Raw genomic sequence first — 13833 nt, forward strand, 5'->3', positions numbered from 1 at the left:
GTGGCTGGTCGCGCAGTTCCCCGCGCCCCTGTGGGGCGCTGCTGTCCCTTACGCCGTTCGCTTCCTTGGGGACGTCTTCTTTGCCGGAGTCTTCTTCGCCGTCGTCTTCTTCGTCGTGGCCTTCTTCGCCGTCGACTTCTTGGCAAGGGGTCTGACCTCGGCCTTCTTGGCCGGCTCCGCGCCGCGCGACTCCTGCGCCTCGCGGACGCTCTTCTCCAGGGCCGCCATGAGGTCGAGGACCTTGCCGCTGCGGGCCGGGGCCGGAGCGTCGGCGGGCTGTTCGCCGGAGGCCTTCGCGGTGATCATCTCCTCTACGGCCTCCCGGTAGTCGTCGTGGAGGTCGGCGAGGTCGACCTCGCCCAGCGTGTCCATCAGGGCGTCCGCGAGGTCGAGTTCCTTGTCGCGGACGGTGACGCTCGTGTCGGGGGCGACGCCCTCGGGGGCGCGGATCTCGTCCGGCCAGAGCAGCCCGTGCATGGCGATCACGTCGTCGACGACACGCAGCATGCCGAGGCGTTCGCGGCCGCGCAGCGCGTACTTCGCGATGGCCACTTTCTGGCTGCGCTTGAGCGCCTCGCGGAGCAGGGTGTACGGCTTGGCGGCGGGGACACCGTTCGCGGAGAGGTAGTAGGCCGCGTCCATCTGGAGGGGATCGATCCGGTCGGCCGGCACGAAGGCGACGATCTCGATGGTCTTCGCGGTGGGGATCGGCAGCTGGGCCAGGTCCTCGTCCGTGATGGGGATCATCGTGCCGTCCGCGTCCTCGTACGCCTTGCCGATCTCGGCCTGGGTGACCTCGCGGTCCTCCAGTTCGCAGACCTTGCGGTAGCGGATGCGGCCGCCGTCCTCGGTGTGGATCTGGCGGAAGGAGACGGAGTGGCTCTCGGTCGCGTTCACCAGCTTGATCGGGATGCTGACCAGGCCGAAGGAGATGGCGCCGTTCCATATGGATCGCACCTGCGGCACCCGCCTTCCGGTATCCATCGATTAATCACGTTTACGTGGGATTCTCATCGTATGACGCCGATCACAGAGGTGGAGGGCCGAAGGCTCGCTCTCAGCAACCTGGAGAAGGTGCTGTACCCGGCGGACGGCTTCACCAAGGGCGAGGTCCTGCACTACTACGCCACGATCGCCGGGGCGCTGCTGCCCCATCTGCGGGACCGGCCGCTGTCCTTCCTGCGGTACCCGGACGGGCCGGACGGTCAGGTGTTCTTCGCGAAGAACGTGCCGCCGGGTACGCCCGAGTGGGTCACCACGGCCGAGGTGCCGAGGTCGGAGGGGCCGGCCCGGATGGTGCTGGTACAGAACCTGGCGTCCCTCATGTGGGCGGCGAACCTCGTCACCGAGTTCCACACCCCGCAGTGGGTGATCGGAGCGCCGGGCTCCGCCGACCGGCTGGTCTTCGACCTCGATCCGGGGGCACCGGCGACGGTGGTGCAGTGCTGCGAGGTCGCGGTCTGGCTGCGGGAGCGGCTCGCTTCCGACGGGATCGAGGCGTACGCCAAGACGTCCGGGGCGAAGGGGCTGCATCTGCTGGCGGGGGTGGAGCCGGTGCCGTCGGAGCGGGCCGTCGAGTACGCGAAAGCACTGGCCGTGGAGGCCGAGAAGGCCATGCCCGGGCTCGTCGTCCACCGGATGACCCGGAGTCTGCGGCCGGGAAAGGTGTTCGTCGACTGGAGCCAGAACGCCGCCCGCAAGACCACGGCGACGCCGTACACCCTGCGGGCACGCGCCGAGCCGAGTGTGTCGGCGCCGGTCACGTGGGAGGAGGTGGAGACGTGCCGGTCCGTGCGTCAACTGACCTTTCTGGCAACGGACATGGGGGGACGGCTGCGGGAGTACGGGGATTTGCTGGGGCCGTTGGTCGGTGGGGGGCCGGTGGGGGCTGTGCCTTGATTGTCGCCGGGGCTCGAGGGCAGCTCACCGGCTGGTCGGTCGATCAGCCCTACCGCCCGGTGGCGCCGTCCGTCACCCGCGGCCGTCTGCCACCCGACATGACGATCGCACGCGCCACCAGAGCGACAATCGCGGCAACCGCCAGAACAAGAGTGACAGTCCATGTCGCGCCGGTGAGTTTCCCTTGTAGCTGGGCCTCGCTGCGCAGTCGCATCGACATCTCGACAACAGCCGTCAATGGGATCAGGACCTGGAACGCGAGACCGCGATATCCATGATTCCGAGCGAGATGTCCGGCCAACCCCAGAATGATCCCCAAGAATACTGCCGCTACGCACCAGAAGATTGTCTTCGACGCGAATCCGGCCCAGTAAACGTGCGTCCCCCGAGAAGGGTCGGCCAGGTCTACAGGTTCCATGAACTCTCCGCGCTCGAGTTTGGTCACGTAGTAGGCGACTACGGCCACGACGAGCGATATGGGTGCCAGGACGGCAGATTTGACCCTTGATTTTCCTGCCAGGCCGACACAAAAAGCCAAAGCCGCCCAGGACCAGCCGGCGGACAGGACGAGATGCGCCACATGACCCACTGATGAGTCCGTCGTCTCGAGCAGAGGGGCGATCACTCCGAGGGCGACGCCGGCTATCAGCGCGACAACCGGCGCCAAGATGGAGGAGCGTGAAGAGGCCACGGTACTTGAAGGTATCCTTTTCAATAACCACGTGTCTGAGGATCTACCGCCGCACGAGTCTACGGCCGTCGTCACGAATCCACAGCCACCGGCCGCTCCGCCCCGGGACCGACGATGCCGGACAGGAGACGGGAGCAACTTGCCGGTGCAGTACGGGAGTTCCGTCGCCGGCGCGGCCGAGGCGCTCGCCCGCACCGCCCGCTGAGCGGGTGTGGGCGAGCGCCCGGCAACTGCATTACGGCCCCTTATGGCGGAGCCGGGAGTTCGGCGTCCGTGCCGCTTCCGCTGGGCAACGCCTCCGAATGGTCATTTCGGAAGGGGCGCGATCTTTCGGTCGTCTCAGTCGTCGTCCTTGGACCAGTACGCGTAGCACGTGTACGCGGCGCCTGCCGTCGTGCCGGCCTTGGCCGTTACTCCGGAAGCCGCGTGGGCATAATCCTGGCCATCGGCGATTTTCGCAGTCGCCGAGTGCCCCTTGGAGCCGTGGAAGTAGTACGAATAGCAGCGCTTTCCGTCGGTCATCAGTGTCGAGGACGAGTCGAGCGAAATGGCGACGCCCCCCATTCCGCAGGATCGGGCCCAAATTCCGCAAGCCACGTCGATGCCGCGTCGGCCGACGCCGTCTCCATGAGAGCCCCGACAGTCAGGGCCGCAGCGGCTGCGGCGACAGTGAGCGACTCATGAAGGACTTTCGCGTCGTCCCTTTATCGCTTTCGATCGCATTCGAGCCCCCCTCCCGTCAGGTCGCGCGAAGGCTTCTCGTTCGCCGTTTAAGCTGATCATGTCCATGCAAGATCGACTCGGGCCGAAGCCGACCACTGAACCGTGAGGGCCACCGAGGGAGCGAACGGATTGGCGAGAAACAGTCCGGCGCGGCAGCCGGGCCCGATCGGGACATCAGCCGCGCCGAACGTCACCGCGCCTCACACCTTCCCCCACGTATGCCGATCCCGAGCCATCGCATGCAGCGCCTCCACATCCGCCGGCTTCAACACCCCGCCCGTCCTTGCCAGTCCGGGCAGTTCCGTGTCCTGGAGTACGCGGACCTCGCGGAGGGGGGTCGTGACCGAGACGTCGGTCGGGCCGACGAGTGCCAGGATCGGGCGGACCTCGGCGGTGAGGGCGTACGAGGCGCGGTCGGCGTCGGAGCGGACTCGGCGGAGGAGGGGGAGGGGGTCGCGGCGGCCCAGGGTGATCATGGGGTCGGCGATGCGGACTCGTTGCTTGCGGGCGTACAGGGTGTGGACGGCGAAGAGGCCGCCGGGGCCGATCACCAGGTGGTGGAGGCGGTCGCCGCCGGGGAGCGGGATCGAGTGGAGGGCGTGCCAGCCGGCACCGTCGAGCGCGTCCAGGGCCTCGCCGACGGCCTGTTCGGCGGTGAGGGCGCGGCGGCGCCGGTCGGGGCGGAGCCGGTGCTGCGGGCCGGGGTCCCGGTCGAGGGCGAGGTGGAGCGCCTCGCCGGGGCGGTTGGGCGCGAGGTCGTCGTCGGGGTGGAGGCTGAGCCGCGCCAGTTCCGCGGGGGTCGGGACCGGTGGCGGGCCGATCGTGACCGGGCCGGTGAGGAAGGGGCCGAGGGCGTGCAGCACGTCCTCTCTGCTGTCCTCGCTCAGCAGGTTGATCCTGGCCGCCTCCCTGTCGTACCAGGCGACGTTCCTTCCGTCCGTGTGACAGACGTACAGCCGTTCCTGACCATGGCGCCAGGTCGGTACGATGCGCAGTCCGCTCATGCACCATCACCCCTCGACCATGGGAACAGGCGGGGTGCTCAAGGGGCAAGAACCCGGTTACCTTTGGGTCAGTCGCTGGGGCTTGGGGAGGCGCCGTTGCGGACGCGCAGGAAGCAACCCGACGTACCCGCTCCGGACACTCCGTGGAGCGAGATCGTCACCGGTCTGTGGATGGGCGGGCACGAGTTCGGAGGGCGCTCCGGGCAACGGGAGTTCGCGGTGGTGCGGGACGAGTTCGATCTCGTACAGACGCTGCTGCGGCTGCCGGGGCACGGGCCCGACTCCGGTATCGAGCACCATGTGTGGCCGATTCCGGACGGGCCGCTGGACGGGACGCAGCTCGCGGGCGTGATGCGGCTGGCCCGGGCCGCGTGCGACGCGCTGGACGACGGGCGGAAGGTCCTCGTCCGCTGCTATCACGGCTACAACAGGTCCGGTCTTGTCGTCGCGCACGCGCTGGTCCGGCGCGGGTACTCCACCGAGGAGGCGATACGGCTGATCCGCACCCGCCGCTCGCCGTGGGCGCTGCACAACGAACTGTTCGTGGAGTATCTGCGGGCGGGACTGTCCACGGCCCGGCTGCTGGAGGAGCTGGCCGAGTAATCGTTTCCCCGACCCGCTGACCTGCATGAACAAAAAGGACTTCCGTACGAATAGGGTGTATGGGTGCCGTTCCCTCGCCCCCTCCGCACCACCGCCCTCGTCGCCCTGCTGCTCGCGACCGCGGTGGCCTGCGGCGACACCGGCGCGCTGCACGCCGCGGGCGCGACCCCGACGGCCACCAGCCCGGCCAAGCTCTGGCCGAATCTGGCGCCCGCCGCCTCCCCCGCCTACGACTTCGACGAGGCCGACACCGAGACCGTGCAGGGCGTCACCGTCCCCGGCGACGACATCCGCAAGGTGGACCCGATCGCCGTCGTACGGGCCGAGATCGCCGCGAACCCGAGCGACTACGTCGGCTCCAGGGCGCCGTACCGGGGAACCGCCGAGCGGATCGACGACTGCGCGAAGGGCGGGGACCGGAGCCGGTGTCCCGTCCTCAAGCCGTACTACCGCGATCTGACCGGCGACGGACACGACGACCTGACGCTCGGCTTCCGGCTGCTGCCGACCAAGATGACGGCCGTGCGGGTCTACACCGTCGAGAAGCACAAGCTCGTGCAGGTCATGGCCAACGACGACGCGGTGAGCGGGGTCGAGCTGGCCGGGCGGTCGGTGATCATCCGCTCGCCGTCCGAGCTGGCGGGGTACGAGTACCGCGTGCAGTGGACCTGGGACGCCGAGCAGAAGGCGATGCTGCTGACCCACGACGAGTTCCTGCGCACGGGCAGCCGTAAGCACGGTGTCCGCCGCGCGACGCCCGCGCCCGTGCCCTCGGCGACCTCGTGACCGGGCTCGCGCTGCCCCGCTGGGCCGGGACCCTCGCCTTCAAGTCCGCCGTGTTCATCACGGTGATGTGCTGCGCGCTGGCCGCCCTGCTCGGCGTACTCGTGCATGTGTCGGTGACCGACCGGACCGTCGGCCAGGCCCGCGAGCTGGCGCTGTCGCGGCTGCGGACGGCGACAGCGCAGTATGAGGCCGGGGACTCGCTGCTGCACGGCGCCGGAGTCGACCCCGCGAGTCTGCCCGTGCCCCTGCGGCGGCTGGCCGCGGACGGCGACCGGGGCACGATGGTCGGCAAGCGCCGGGGCCGGCCCACGATGTGGGCGGCGGGACCGGCCGACGGCGGGCGCGTGCTGGCCGTGGCCGTCGACTACTCGCAGGGCGCGGACACCATTGCCGGGCTCGACCGGGCGATCGTGTGGTCCTCGGCGCTGGCGATCGGGGCGACCCTGCTGGTCGGCGCGTTCGCGGTGACCCGGGTGACCCGGCGGCTGCACGGGACCGCGCAGGTGGCCCGGCGGATCAGCGCCGGCGACCTGGACGCGCGGGTCGACGATCCCCGTACGAAGGACGCGAGCCGGCCGCAGGACGAGGTGGCCGCGGTGGCCGCCGCGCTCGACACGATGGCCTCCTCGCTCCAGGGCAAGCTGCTCACCGAACAGCGGTTCACGGCGGACGTGGCGCACGAGCTGCGCACCCCGCTGACCGGGCTGCACGCGGCGGCCGAACTGCTGCCGCCGGGGCGGCCGACCGAGCTGGTGCGGGACCGGGTGGCCGCGTTGCGCACGCTCACCGAGGACCTGCTGGAGATCTCCCGGCTCGACACCCGGCGGGAGAAACTGGAGCTGGGCACCGAGCAGTTGGGGGCGGTGGCCGCGCGGGTGGTCCAGGCGTCGGGGACGGACACGGAGGTCGTCGTCGTACGGGACGAGTGGGTGGAGACGGACCGGCGGCGGCTGGAGCGGGTGCTCGGGAATCTGGTCGCCAACGCGCACCGGCACGGGCGGGGGCCGGTGGTGGTGACCGTGGACGGGGCGGTGGTGACCGTGCGGGACCACGGGGACGGGTACCCGGGGTATCTCCTGGAGCATGGGCCGCAGCGGTTCCGGACGGAGGGGGGTGCGACCGGGCATGGGCTGGGGTTGACCATCGCGCTGGGGCAGGCGGAGGTGTTGGGGGCGCGGTTGGAGTTCTCGAACGTGGGGGACGGCGGGGCGCTGGCCGCCCTGACACTGCCTCAGTGAGCTGCCCGCAGCCCTGATGGCGCAGCATGAGAAGCGCCCTCCCTGAACCCCTCCTAGTGTGGCGATTAGTCAGCTTCGCCCCATTCCTGGAGGTACCCCCATGTCCCTCAGCCTCTCTCTCCGTCGTATCGGTATAGCGGTCGCGGCCGGCGCGCTCGTCACCGCCGCGGCCGTCACGCCCGCCGTGGCCGACGACGAATGGGGCGACCAAGACCAGAGCGTCAGCAGCTCCCAGGACGACGACGGCTGGAACCAGCGCGGCGACGAGGACTCCGACGGCCGCGGCGACTACCAGCAGGGCGACGACAACGGCCGCGGTGACGACGACGGTCGCGGCGACTACAACCAGGGCGGCGAGCACCACAACAACCCGCGCCTGTACCGGGGCGTCGTGACGGCGAGCGAACTGGCCCTGCGCTCCCGGCCGGACCGCGGCAGCAGGATCATCCGGTACGCGCACCGCGGCGAGCACGTCTCGATCTTCTGCAAGACCCGCGGCTCCAACGTCCAGGGCAACCACCTCTGGTACCTGCTCACGGACGGCACCTGGGCCTGGGGTTCGGCGCGCTACATCGACAACATCGGCCCGGCCCCCCGCTGGTGCTGACGGGCGAGACACACTCGCCACCCAAGGCACACAACCTGTCCCATTTGGGTAAGTTCCGGACATGACCAACGCCGGAACCACCGTCACAGCGGACCTTCCCACACCCGCTGTACGCCTCCCCCGGCGCCGTGGCATCGAACTCACCCTCATCGTCGTAGCCGTACTCCTCTCGGTGTACGGCTACTGCGCTGTCGGTCTGGCCAGGAACGGCACGGTCCCGCCCGGCGCCGCGGGCTACGGCGCCGGGCTCGGCGTGCTCGCCCTGCTGGCGCATGTGGCGGTACGGCTGCGGGCCCCGTACGCCGACCCGCTGCTGCTCCCGATCGGGGTGCTCCTCAACGGCCTCGGCCTGGTCCTGATCTACCGGCTCGACCTGGAGACCCCGGGCGACCGGGCCGCGCCCACCCAACTCGTGTGGTCCACCCTGGGCGTGACCCTCTTCATCGTCGTGGTCCTCGCCCTCCGGGACCACCGCGTGCTCCAGCGCTACGCGTATGTGTGCGTGGCGGCCGCGCTCGCCCTGCTCACCCTCCCGGTGTTCTTCCCAGCGGTGAACGGGGCCCGGATCTGGATCCGGATCGCCGGATTCTCCATCCAGCCGGGCGAGTTCGCGAAGGTGCTGCTCGCGATCTTCTTCGCCGCGTACCTCGCGGCCAACCGCAACGCGCTCGCCTACACCGGCCGCCGCGTCTGGCGCCTCCAGCTCCCCACCGGCCGCGTCCTCGGCCCGATCGTCGCGATCTGGCTGATCAGCGTCGGCGTGCTGGTCCTGGAACGCGACCTCGGCACCTCGCTCCTCTTCTTCGGCCTGTTCGTGACCCTCCTCTACGTCGCCACCGGCCGCACCGGCTGGATCGCGGTAGGCCTGCTGCTCGCGGCCCTCGGCGCGGTCGCGGTCGGCCGCCTCGAACCGCACGTCCACAGCCGGGTTCTCGACTGGCTGCACCCCTTCGCGTCGATCGACGCGGGCCAGGGACCCAACCAACTCGCCCAGTCCCTCTTCGCGTTCGCGGCCGGCGGCCTGCTCGGCACGGGCCTCGGTCTCGGCCACTCGATCCTCATCGGCTTCGCCGCGAAGTCGGACTTCATCCTGGCGACGGCGGGCGAGGAACTGGGCCTGGCCGGCCTCTCCGCGATCTTCATCCTCTACGGCCTGCTCGTGGAGCGCGGCTACCGGGCGGGCCTGGCGCTGCGCGACCCGTTCGGGCGGCTGCTCGCGGTGGGCCTCGCCTCGATCGTCGCGCTCCAGGTGTTCGTGATCGCGGGCGGGGTGACCGGCCTGATCCCGCTGACCGGCATGGCGATGCCGTTCCTCGCCCAGGGCGGCTCCTCGGTCGTCACCAACTGGGCGATCGTGGCCCTGCTGATCCGGGTCAGCGACTCGGCCCGCCGTCAGTACGACATGGAGGTGGCAGCGTGACCGACGCCATGACCCGCCACATCCGCCTCGCGGCGGCCTTCTGCACCCTGCTGCTGCTCGCCCTGCTGGTGAACGCCACCCGCATCCAGGTCTTCCAGTCCCGGCCCTACGACGACAATCCCGCCAACCGCCGCCAGACCATCGCCCGTTACGACCAGCCGCGCGGCGCCATCCTCGTCGGCGGCAGGGCGATCACCGGCTCGCGGGACTCCGGCGAACAGCTCCGCTACGAACGGACGTACCGGAACGGCCCGTTGTACGCGCCGGTCACCGGCTTCGCCTCACAGGAGTACGGCACGACGTTCCTGGAGCACTCCGAGGACGGCATCCTCTCCGGCACCGACGAGATGCTCTCGCCGTTACCCCTGTGGAACGACCTGACCCGCGCGCAGAACCCCGGCGGCAATGTCGTCACCACCCTCAACCCGGCCGCGCAGAAGGCGGCTTACGACGGACTGGGCACCCGCACGGGCGCGGTCGCCGCGATCGAACCCTCCACCGGCCGCATCCTCGCCCTGGTCTCCACCCCGTCCTACGACCCGGGCGCGCTCTCGGGCAACGGCCGTACCGCGAACCGAAGTTGGGCCCGGCTGAACTCCGACCCTGACAAGCCGATGCTCAACCGGGCGGTACGGCAGACCTATCCGCCGGGTTCGACGTTCAAGGTGGTCACCGCGGCGGCGGCGCTGGACGCGGGGGTGGTGACGGACCTGGACGCGGCGACGACGTCACCCGACCCGTATCCGCTGCCCGGCACCTCGACGACGCTCACGAACGAGGGCGACGGCTGCGCGGACGCGCCGCTGCGCTCGGCCTTCGAGTGGTCGTGCAACACCGTGTTCGCGAAGCTGGGCGTGGATGTCGGCGTGCGGAACATGAGCGGCACGGCGGAGGCGTTCGGCTTCAACGACACCGGGGTGCGGATCCCGTTCGCGGTCTCCCCCAGCACCTTCGACACCTCGGTGGACAAGGCCCAGTTGGCGCTGTCGTCGATCGGCCAGTACAACACGCGGGCCACGCCGTTGCAGATGGCGATGGTCGCCGCGGCGGTCGCGAACGGCGGGCAGCTGCGGCAGCCGTACCTGGTCGAACGCACGACGCGGCGGGGCGGCGAGACGGTGTCGACGGCCGGATCGTCCCGCCCGGTCCGTCAGGCCATGCACCCCGCAACCGCCGTACAGATGAAGGAACTTATGGAAGACGTGGTGACGGAGGGCACCGGCACGAACGCGGCGATCCCCGGCGCGACCGTCGGCGGCAAGACCGGCACCGCGCAGCACGGCATCGGCAACTCCGGTACGCCGTATGCCTGGTTCGTGTCCTGGGCGCAGGGCGAACGGGACATGGAGCCGAAGGTGGCGGTCGCGGTGGTGGTGGAGGACGCGTCGGCGGACCGCTCGGACATCAGCGGGGGCGGGGACGCGGCGCCGATCGCGAAGGCGGTGATGGAGGCCGTGCTCGGCCTGTGAGACGGGGGGGTGTCCCGGCACGGGTGCCCGACCTATCGTTCGGTCCATGACTGAGCCGTTGACAGTACCCGCGTACGAACTCGCCCAGGTCAACATCGGCCGACTCCAATTCCCGCTGGACTCCCCGGAGTTGAAGGACTTCGTGGACGCCCTCGACCCCGTCAACGCCGTCGCCGACGCGGCCGAGGGTTTCGTGTGGCGCCTCCAGTCCGACTCCGGCAACGCGACCGACGTCCCCGTCCTCGGCGACGAGTGGCTGATCATCAACATGTCGGTGTGGCGCGACACGAACGCCCTGACCGCGTTCATGTACCAAGGGCAGCACCGGGAGCTGCTGGCCCGCCGCCGCGAGTGGTTCGAGCGGATGCGGGAGGCGATGGCGGCCCTGTGGTGGGTCCCGGCAGGCCACCGCCCCACGGTCGCGGAGGCCGAGGAACGCCTCCTCCACCTCCGCGCCCACGGCCCGACCCCGTACGCCTTCACCCTGCGGACGTCGTTCCCGCCGCAGGGCGCGGACCCGACGGCACCGGTCGACATCCCTGAGGGGCTGGGCTGTTCGGTCTAGTTCCGGGGGCCGGGCAGGGGCTCGCGGCGTCGCAGCCAGTCCTGCGGCACTCCGTCGAGTCCCGTCCGGGCGGCCACGATGCCGCCGGTGATGGCGCAGGTCGTGTCGACGTCGCCAAAGCCCTCGGCAGTGGTCCACAGGGCGGAGGTCAGGTCGTCCGGGTGCCGGGCGGCCGACCAGACGGCGAAGGGGACGGTGTCGTCGGCGCGGATGCGCTGACCGTTGCCGAGGAGGTCGGAGGCCCGCCACGGCTCGGTGGCGAACGGCACCTCGACGGCCCGCAACAGCCCTTCCCTGACGGCACTTTCGGGTGTCCGTGCCGCCACCGCCTCCAGGGTCAGCTCCCGCCGTACGGAGAGCGCGGCGGCGACGGCCACGGCGACCGCGCCGGCGACGCCCTCCGGGTGGGCGTGGGTGACCTCGGCGGACAGGGTCGCCTGCGTGACGACCCGGTCGAGGTCGTCGTGGAACCACGCGCCCAGCGGAGCGGCACGCATCGCGGCACCGTTGCCGAGACTGCCCTGACCGTCGAACAGCTCGCGTGCCAACTCCCGCCAGCGGTGCGGCTCCTGGAGCAGCAAGGGCAGCAACTGGTGCATGCCGTAGCCGTACCCCCGGGCCGGATCGGCGTCATAGCTGAGCGCGAAGGCCCGGGCGAGGGGCTCCTGTTGGATCTCGCCGTGCTCGTCGAGCACCCGGAGAACGCCGAGGGCCATCGCCGTGTCGTCCGTCCAGTGCCACTCCGGTTCCTCCGGGGTGCGCCGGGCGCGGACCTCGTCGTAGGCCTGACGGGGTTCGCGGAAGAGCGGGAACCAGCGCTCGCCGAACGCGTCGCCGAGGGCGAGACCCTCCAAACTGCGCCGGGCCGGGGTCACTTGGCCTTCCTCGTCTCCGAGCGGACCTGGAGGGTCGTCTTCGCGGAGAAGGCCAGGTCGACGTCCGAGGGGTCCTGGGACAGGCTGGCCGCCGTGGTCCAGGCAACGGCGGCGGCCGTGTTGCCGTCGGCCCAGGCGCAGGTCGGGTAGGTGACGGTGACGCTGAGCTTCTGCTGGCTGAGCACCTCGCAGGAGACCGTGACCCCGCCCTCGGTGAAGTCCTTGCGCGGTACGGCCACGGTCACCCCGGTGGCCTCACCGGCGCCCTTCAACATGCCCTCGCGCGCCTCGTCCGCGTTCTTGAACCGGCCGTACATTCCCGACAGGGCCAGCGTGCCCTTGGTCGCGTCGCCGTTCAGGGCGTAGGTGCCGACGACACCCACGGCATCCTCGGCGTCCCAGGCGCCGTCCGCCTCCTGCTCGATCTTCTGCCCCTCGGTGTCCGAGAGGTCGTCGGCGAGTTCGAAGCGGCCGTCGACCAGCGTCCTGGGCAGCGTCAGCACGAAGTTCGCCTCGGGGAACCCGGTGGCCGACTGGCTGCCGACCGTCAGCACGACGGCCATGAAGATCACCACCGCGACGCCGAGCACCCCGCCGACGATCCCCAGCGCGAACCCGAGCCCGCGCTTGTTCGGGGGCGGCGGGAAGGGGGGCGGCGGGGCACCCCAGCCGTAGGGCTGCGGCGGTCCGAACTGCTGTGGTGGATATGGCTGTTGAGGGTTCTGCTGCGGATACGGCTGCGGGTAGGGCTGTTGGGCATACGGCGGCTGCTGCGGCGGTGGAGGCATGGACACGACAGCACCGTACATGCGGAATACGCAGAACTTGCGAACGGAGGGATTGACGAGCTTGCTGACAAGTAGTCTCATAAGACTTCGGAGGATGTGACCCCGGGTAACACGCCGACCTGCGAGGTGGGAGAACCATGACGACCCTGACCGAAGCCGACGCGGTCGACGGGCTGCGCGACGCGCTCGGCCTGCTCAAGGACCGCGAGCAGGTGGCCGAACGGCTGCTCGCCTCCTCCGCCAGGCACTCCTTCGACCCCGACAAGGAACTCGACTGGGACGCGCCCTACGAGGACGGCAAGTGGTTCTGGCCGCCGGAACTGGTCTCCCTGTACGACACCCCGCTGTGGCGGCGGATGGGCGAGGAGCAGCGGATCCTGCTCTCCCAGCACGAGGCCGCGGCGCTCGCCTCGCTCGGCATCTGGTTCGAGCTGATCCTGATGCAGCTGCTGGTCCGGCACATCTACGACAAGGCGGCGACGAGTGCGCATGTGCGCTACGCGCTCACCGAGATCGAGGACGAGTGCCGGCACTCGAAGATGTTCGCGCGGCTGATCTCCCGCGGGGACGCGCCCTGGTATCCGGTGAGCCGGGCCCACCAGAACCTGGGACGACTGTTCAAGACGATCTCCACCACGCCCGGTTCCTTCACCGCGACGCTGCTCGGGGAGGAAGTCCTCGACTGGATGCAGAGGTTGACGTTTCCGGACGAGCGGGTGCAGACGCTGGTGCGGGGTGTGACGCGGATCCATGTGGTGGAGGAGGCGCGTCATGTCCGTTACGCCCGGGAGGAGTTGAGGCGGCAGATGGTCACCGCTCCGCGGTGGTCCCAGGAGTTCACGCGGGTCACGTCGGGGGAGTTCGCGCGGATCTTCTCGATCGCCTTCATCAATCCCGAGGTGTACACGAATGTGGGGCTCGATCGGCGGGAGGCGGTGGAGCAGGTGCGGGCGAGTGGGCATCGGCGGGAGGTCATGCAGAGCGGGTCGAAGAAGTTGACGGACTTCTTGGACGACATTGGGGTGCTGAGGGGGGTTGGGCGGAGGTTGTGGAAGGCTTCGGGGCTGCTGGCTTGAGTTCATAGTGCGGGCCGGTGGGGGCTGGTCGCGCAGTTCCCCGCGCCCCTGAAAACCTCAGCTGGTCCGACTTAGAGGGGCGCGGGGCT

The 13833-nt window shown here is 70.1% G+C and carries 15 protein-coding genes; 9 read left to right on the forward strand and 6 right to left on the reverse strand.

Annotation, left to right across the window (positions count from 1 at the left end):
- Nucleotides 1-48: 48 nt before the first annotated feature.
- Nucleotides 49-957 (reverse strand): non-homologous end joining protein Ku, encoded by a 909-nt coding sequence (gene ku / locus SSP08S_RS50010; protein ID WP_500809288.1) that lies wholly within the window; start codon nt 955-957, stop codon nt 49-51.
- Between the two features lie 60 nt (nt 958-1017).
- On the opposite strand from ku, the gene ligD reads away from it, so the two are divergent.
- Nucleotides 1018-1899, forward strand: a complete 882-nt coding sequence (gene ligD, locus SSP08S_RS50015; RefSeq protein WP_019075194.1) for a non-homologous end-joining DNA ligase — start codon at nt 1018-1020, stop codon at nt 1897-1899.
- Nucleotides 1900-1948: 49 nt separating this feature from the next.
- Here ligD and SSP08S_RS50020 read toward each other — a convergent pair whose 3' ends face one another.
- The 3 genes from SSP08S_RS50020 to SSP08S_RS50030 all read right to left on the reverse strand — a co-directional run bounded on the left by SSP08S_RS50020 (nt 1949) and on the right by SSP08S_RS50030 (nt 4317).
- On the reverse strand, nt 1949-2590 hold the full coding sequence (locus tag SSP08S_RS50020; protein ID WP_019075195.1) for a DUF6518 family protein: 642 nt from the start codon (nt 2588-2590) through the stop codon (nt 1949-1951).
- 339 nt (nt 2591-2929) lie between these two features.
- A complete protein-coding gene (locus tag SSP08S_RS50025) occupies nt 2930-3112 on the reverse strand; it encodes a lactococcin 972 family bacteriocin (protein ID WP_158697339.1) in 183 nt (60 codons plus the stop codon).
- 401 nt (nt 3113-3513) lie between these two features.
- Nucleotides 3514-4317: a nuclease-related domain-containing protein gene (locus SSP08S_RS50030; RefSeq protein WP_019075197.1), complete on the reverse strand. Its 804-nt coding sequence runs from the start codon at nt 4315-4317 to the stop codon at nt 3514-3516.
- Nucleotides 4318-4413: 96 nt separating this feature from the next.
- Here SSP08S_RS50030 and SSP08S_RS50035 point away from each other — a divergent pair, with 96 nt between their 5' ends.
- The 7 genes from SSP08S_RS50035 to SSP08S_RS50065 all read left to right on the forward strand — a co-directional run bounded on the left by SSP08S_RS50035 (nt 4414) and on the right by SSP08S_RS50065 (nt 11005).
- Entirely contained in the window at nt 4414-4920 is a 507-nt protein-coding gene (locus SSP08S_RS50035) for a protein-tyrosine phosphatase family protein (protein ID WP_019075198.1), read from the forward strand.
- Between the two features lie 63 nt (nt 4921-4983).
- Complete coding sequence (locus SSP08S_RS50040) at nt 4984-5706, forward strand: hypothetical protein (RefSeq protein ID WP_019075199.1); 723 nt, start codon at nt 4984-4986, stop codon at nt 5704-5706.
- Nucleotides 5703-6944, forward strand: coding sequence for an ATP-binding protein (locus tag SSP08S_RS50045; RefSeq protein WP_019075200.1), 1242 nt, complete (start codon nt 5703-5705; stop codon nt 6942-6944). The genes SSP08S_RS50040 and SSP08S_RS50045 overlap by 4 nt, the downstream gene beginning before the upstream one ends.
- Before the next feature lie 100 nt (nt 6945-7044).
- The gene (locus SSP08S_RS50050; protein WP_019075201.1) at nt 7045-7551 is read left to right on the forward strand and encodes an SH3 domain-containing protein; all 507 of its coding nucleotides are present in this window, start codon (nt 7045-7047) and stop codon (nt 7549-7551) included.
- Nucleotides 7552-7612: 61 nt separating this feature from the next.
- Complete coding sequence (locus tag SSP08S_RS50055) at nt 7613-8971, forward strand: FtsW/RodA/SpoVE family cell cycle protein (protein WP_019075202.1); 1359 nt, start codon at nt 7613-7615, stop codon at nt 8969-8971.
- 8 nt (nt 8972-8979) lie between these two features.
- Nucleotides 8980-10440, forward strand: a complete 1461-nt coding sequence (locus SSP08S_RS50060) for a penicillin-binding transpeptidase domain-containing protein (protein ID WP_043260398.1) — start codon at nt 8980-8982, stop codon at nt 10438-10440.
- A gap of 46 nt (nt 10441-10486) precedes the next feature.
- Nucleotides 10487-11005 (forward strand): DUF3291 domain-containing protein, encoded by a 519-nt coding sequence (locus SSP08S_RS50065; protein WP_174479464.1) that lies wholly within the window; start codon nt 10487-10489, stop codon nt 11003-11005.
- Here the strand turns inward: SSP08S_RS50065 and SSP08S_RS50070 are convergent.
- A complete protein-coding gene (locus tag SSP08S_RS50070; protein WP_019075205.1) occupies nt 11002-11880 on the reverse strand; it encodes an ADP-ribosylglycohydrolase family protein in 879 nt (292 codons plus the stop codon). The genes SSP08S_RS50065 and SSP08S_RS50070 overlap by 4 nt on opposite strands.
- A complete protein-coding gene (locus SSP08S_RS61405; protein WP_369407125.1) occupies nt 11877-12668 on the reverse strand; it encodes a hypothetical protein in 792 nt (263 codons plus the stop codon). The genes SSP08S_RS50070 and SSP08S_RS61405 overlap by 4 nt, the downstream gene beginning before the upstream one ends.
- A 137-nt stretch (nt 12669-12805) precedes the next feature.
- Here SSP08S_RS61405 and SSP08S_RS50080 point away from each other — a divergent pair, with 137 nt between their 5' ends.
- The gene (locus tag SSP08S_RS50080; protein WP_019075207.1) at nt 12806-13744 is read left to right on the forward strand and encodes an AurF N-oxygenase family protein; all 939 of its coding nucleotides are present in this window, start codon (nt 12806-12808) and stop codon (nt 13742-13744) included.
- The last annotated feature ends 89 nt before the right edge of the window (nt 13745-13833 follow it).

Source organism: Streptomyces hokutonensis, assembly GCF_000376565.1.
Lineage (GTDB): Bacteria > Actinomycetota > Actinomycetes > Streptomycetales > Streptomycetaceae > Streptomyces > Streptomyces hokutonensis.

Excerpts from the sequence above, each read along its gene's own strand:
- ligD (WP_019075194.1), top strand. The coding sequence starts at position 1,018 with ATGACGCCGATCACAGAGGTGGAGGGCCGAAGGCTCGCTCTCAGCAAC.
- SSP08S_RS50025 (WP_158697339.1), bottom strand. The coding sequence starts at position 3,112 with ATGACCGACGGAAAGCGCTGCTATTCGTACTACTTCCACGGCTCCAAG.
- SSP08S_RS50030 (WP_019075197.1), bottom strand. The coding sequence starts at position 4,317 with ATGAGCGGACTGCGCATCGTACCGACCTGGCGCCATGGTCAGGAACGG.
- SSP08S_RS50050 (WP_019075201.1), top strand. The coding sequence starts at position 7,045 with ATGTCCCTCAGCCTCTCTCTCCGTCGTATCGGTATAGCGGTCGCGGCC.
- SSP08S_RS50055 (WP_019075202.1), top strand. The coding sequence starts at position 7,613 with ATGACCAACGCCGGAACCACCGTCACAGCGGACCTTCCCACACCCGCT.
- SSP08S_RS50060 (WP_043260398.1), top strand. The coding sequence starts at position 8,980 with ATGACCCGCCACATCCGCCTCGCGGCGGCCTTCTGCACCCTGCTGCTG.
- SSP08S_RS50065 (WP_174479464.1), top strand. The coding sequence starts at position 10,487 with ATGACTGAGCCGTTGACAGTACCCGCGTACGAACTCGCCCAGGTCAAC.
- SSP08S_RS61405 (WP_369407125.1), bottom strand. The coding sequence starts at position 12,668 with ATGCCTCCACCGCCGCAGCAGCCGCCGTATGCCCAACAGCCCTACCCG.
- SSP08S_RS50080 (WP_019075207.1), top strand. The coding sequence starts at position 12,806 with ATGACGACCCTGACCGAAGCCGACGCGGTCGACGGGCTGCGCGACGCG.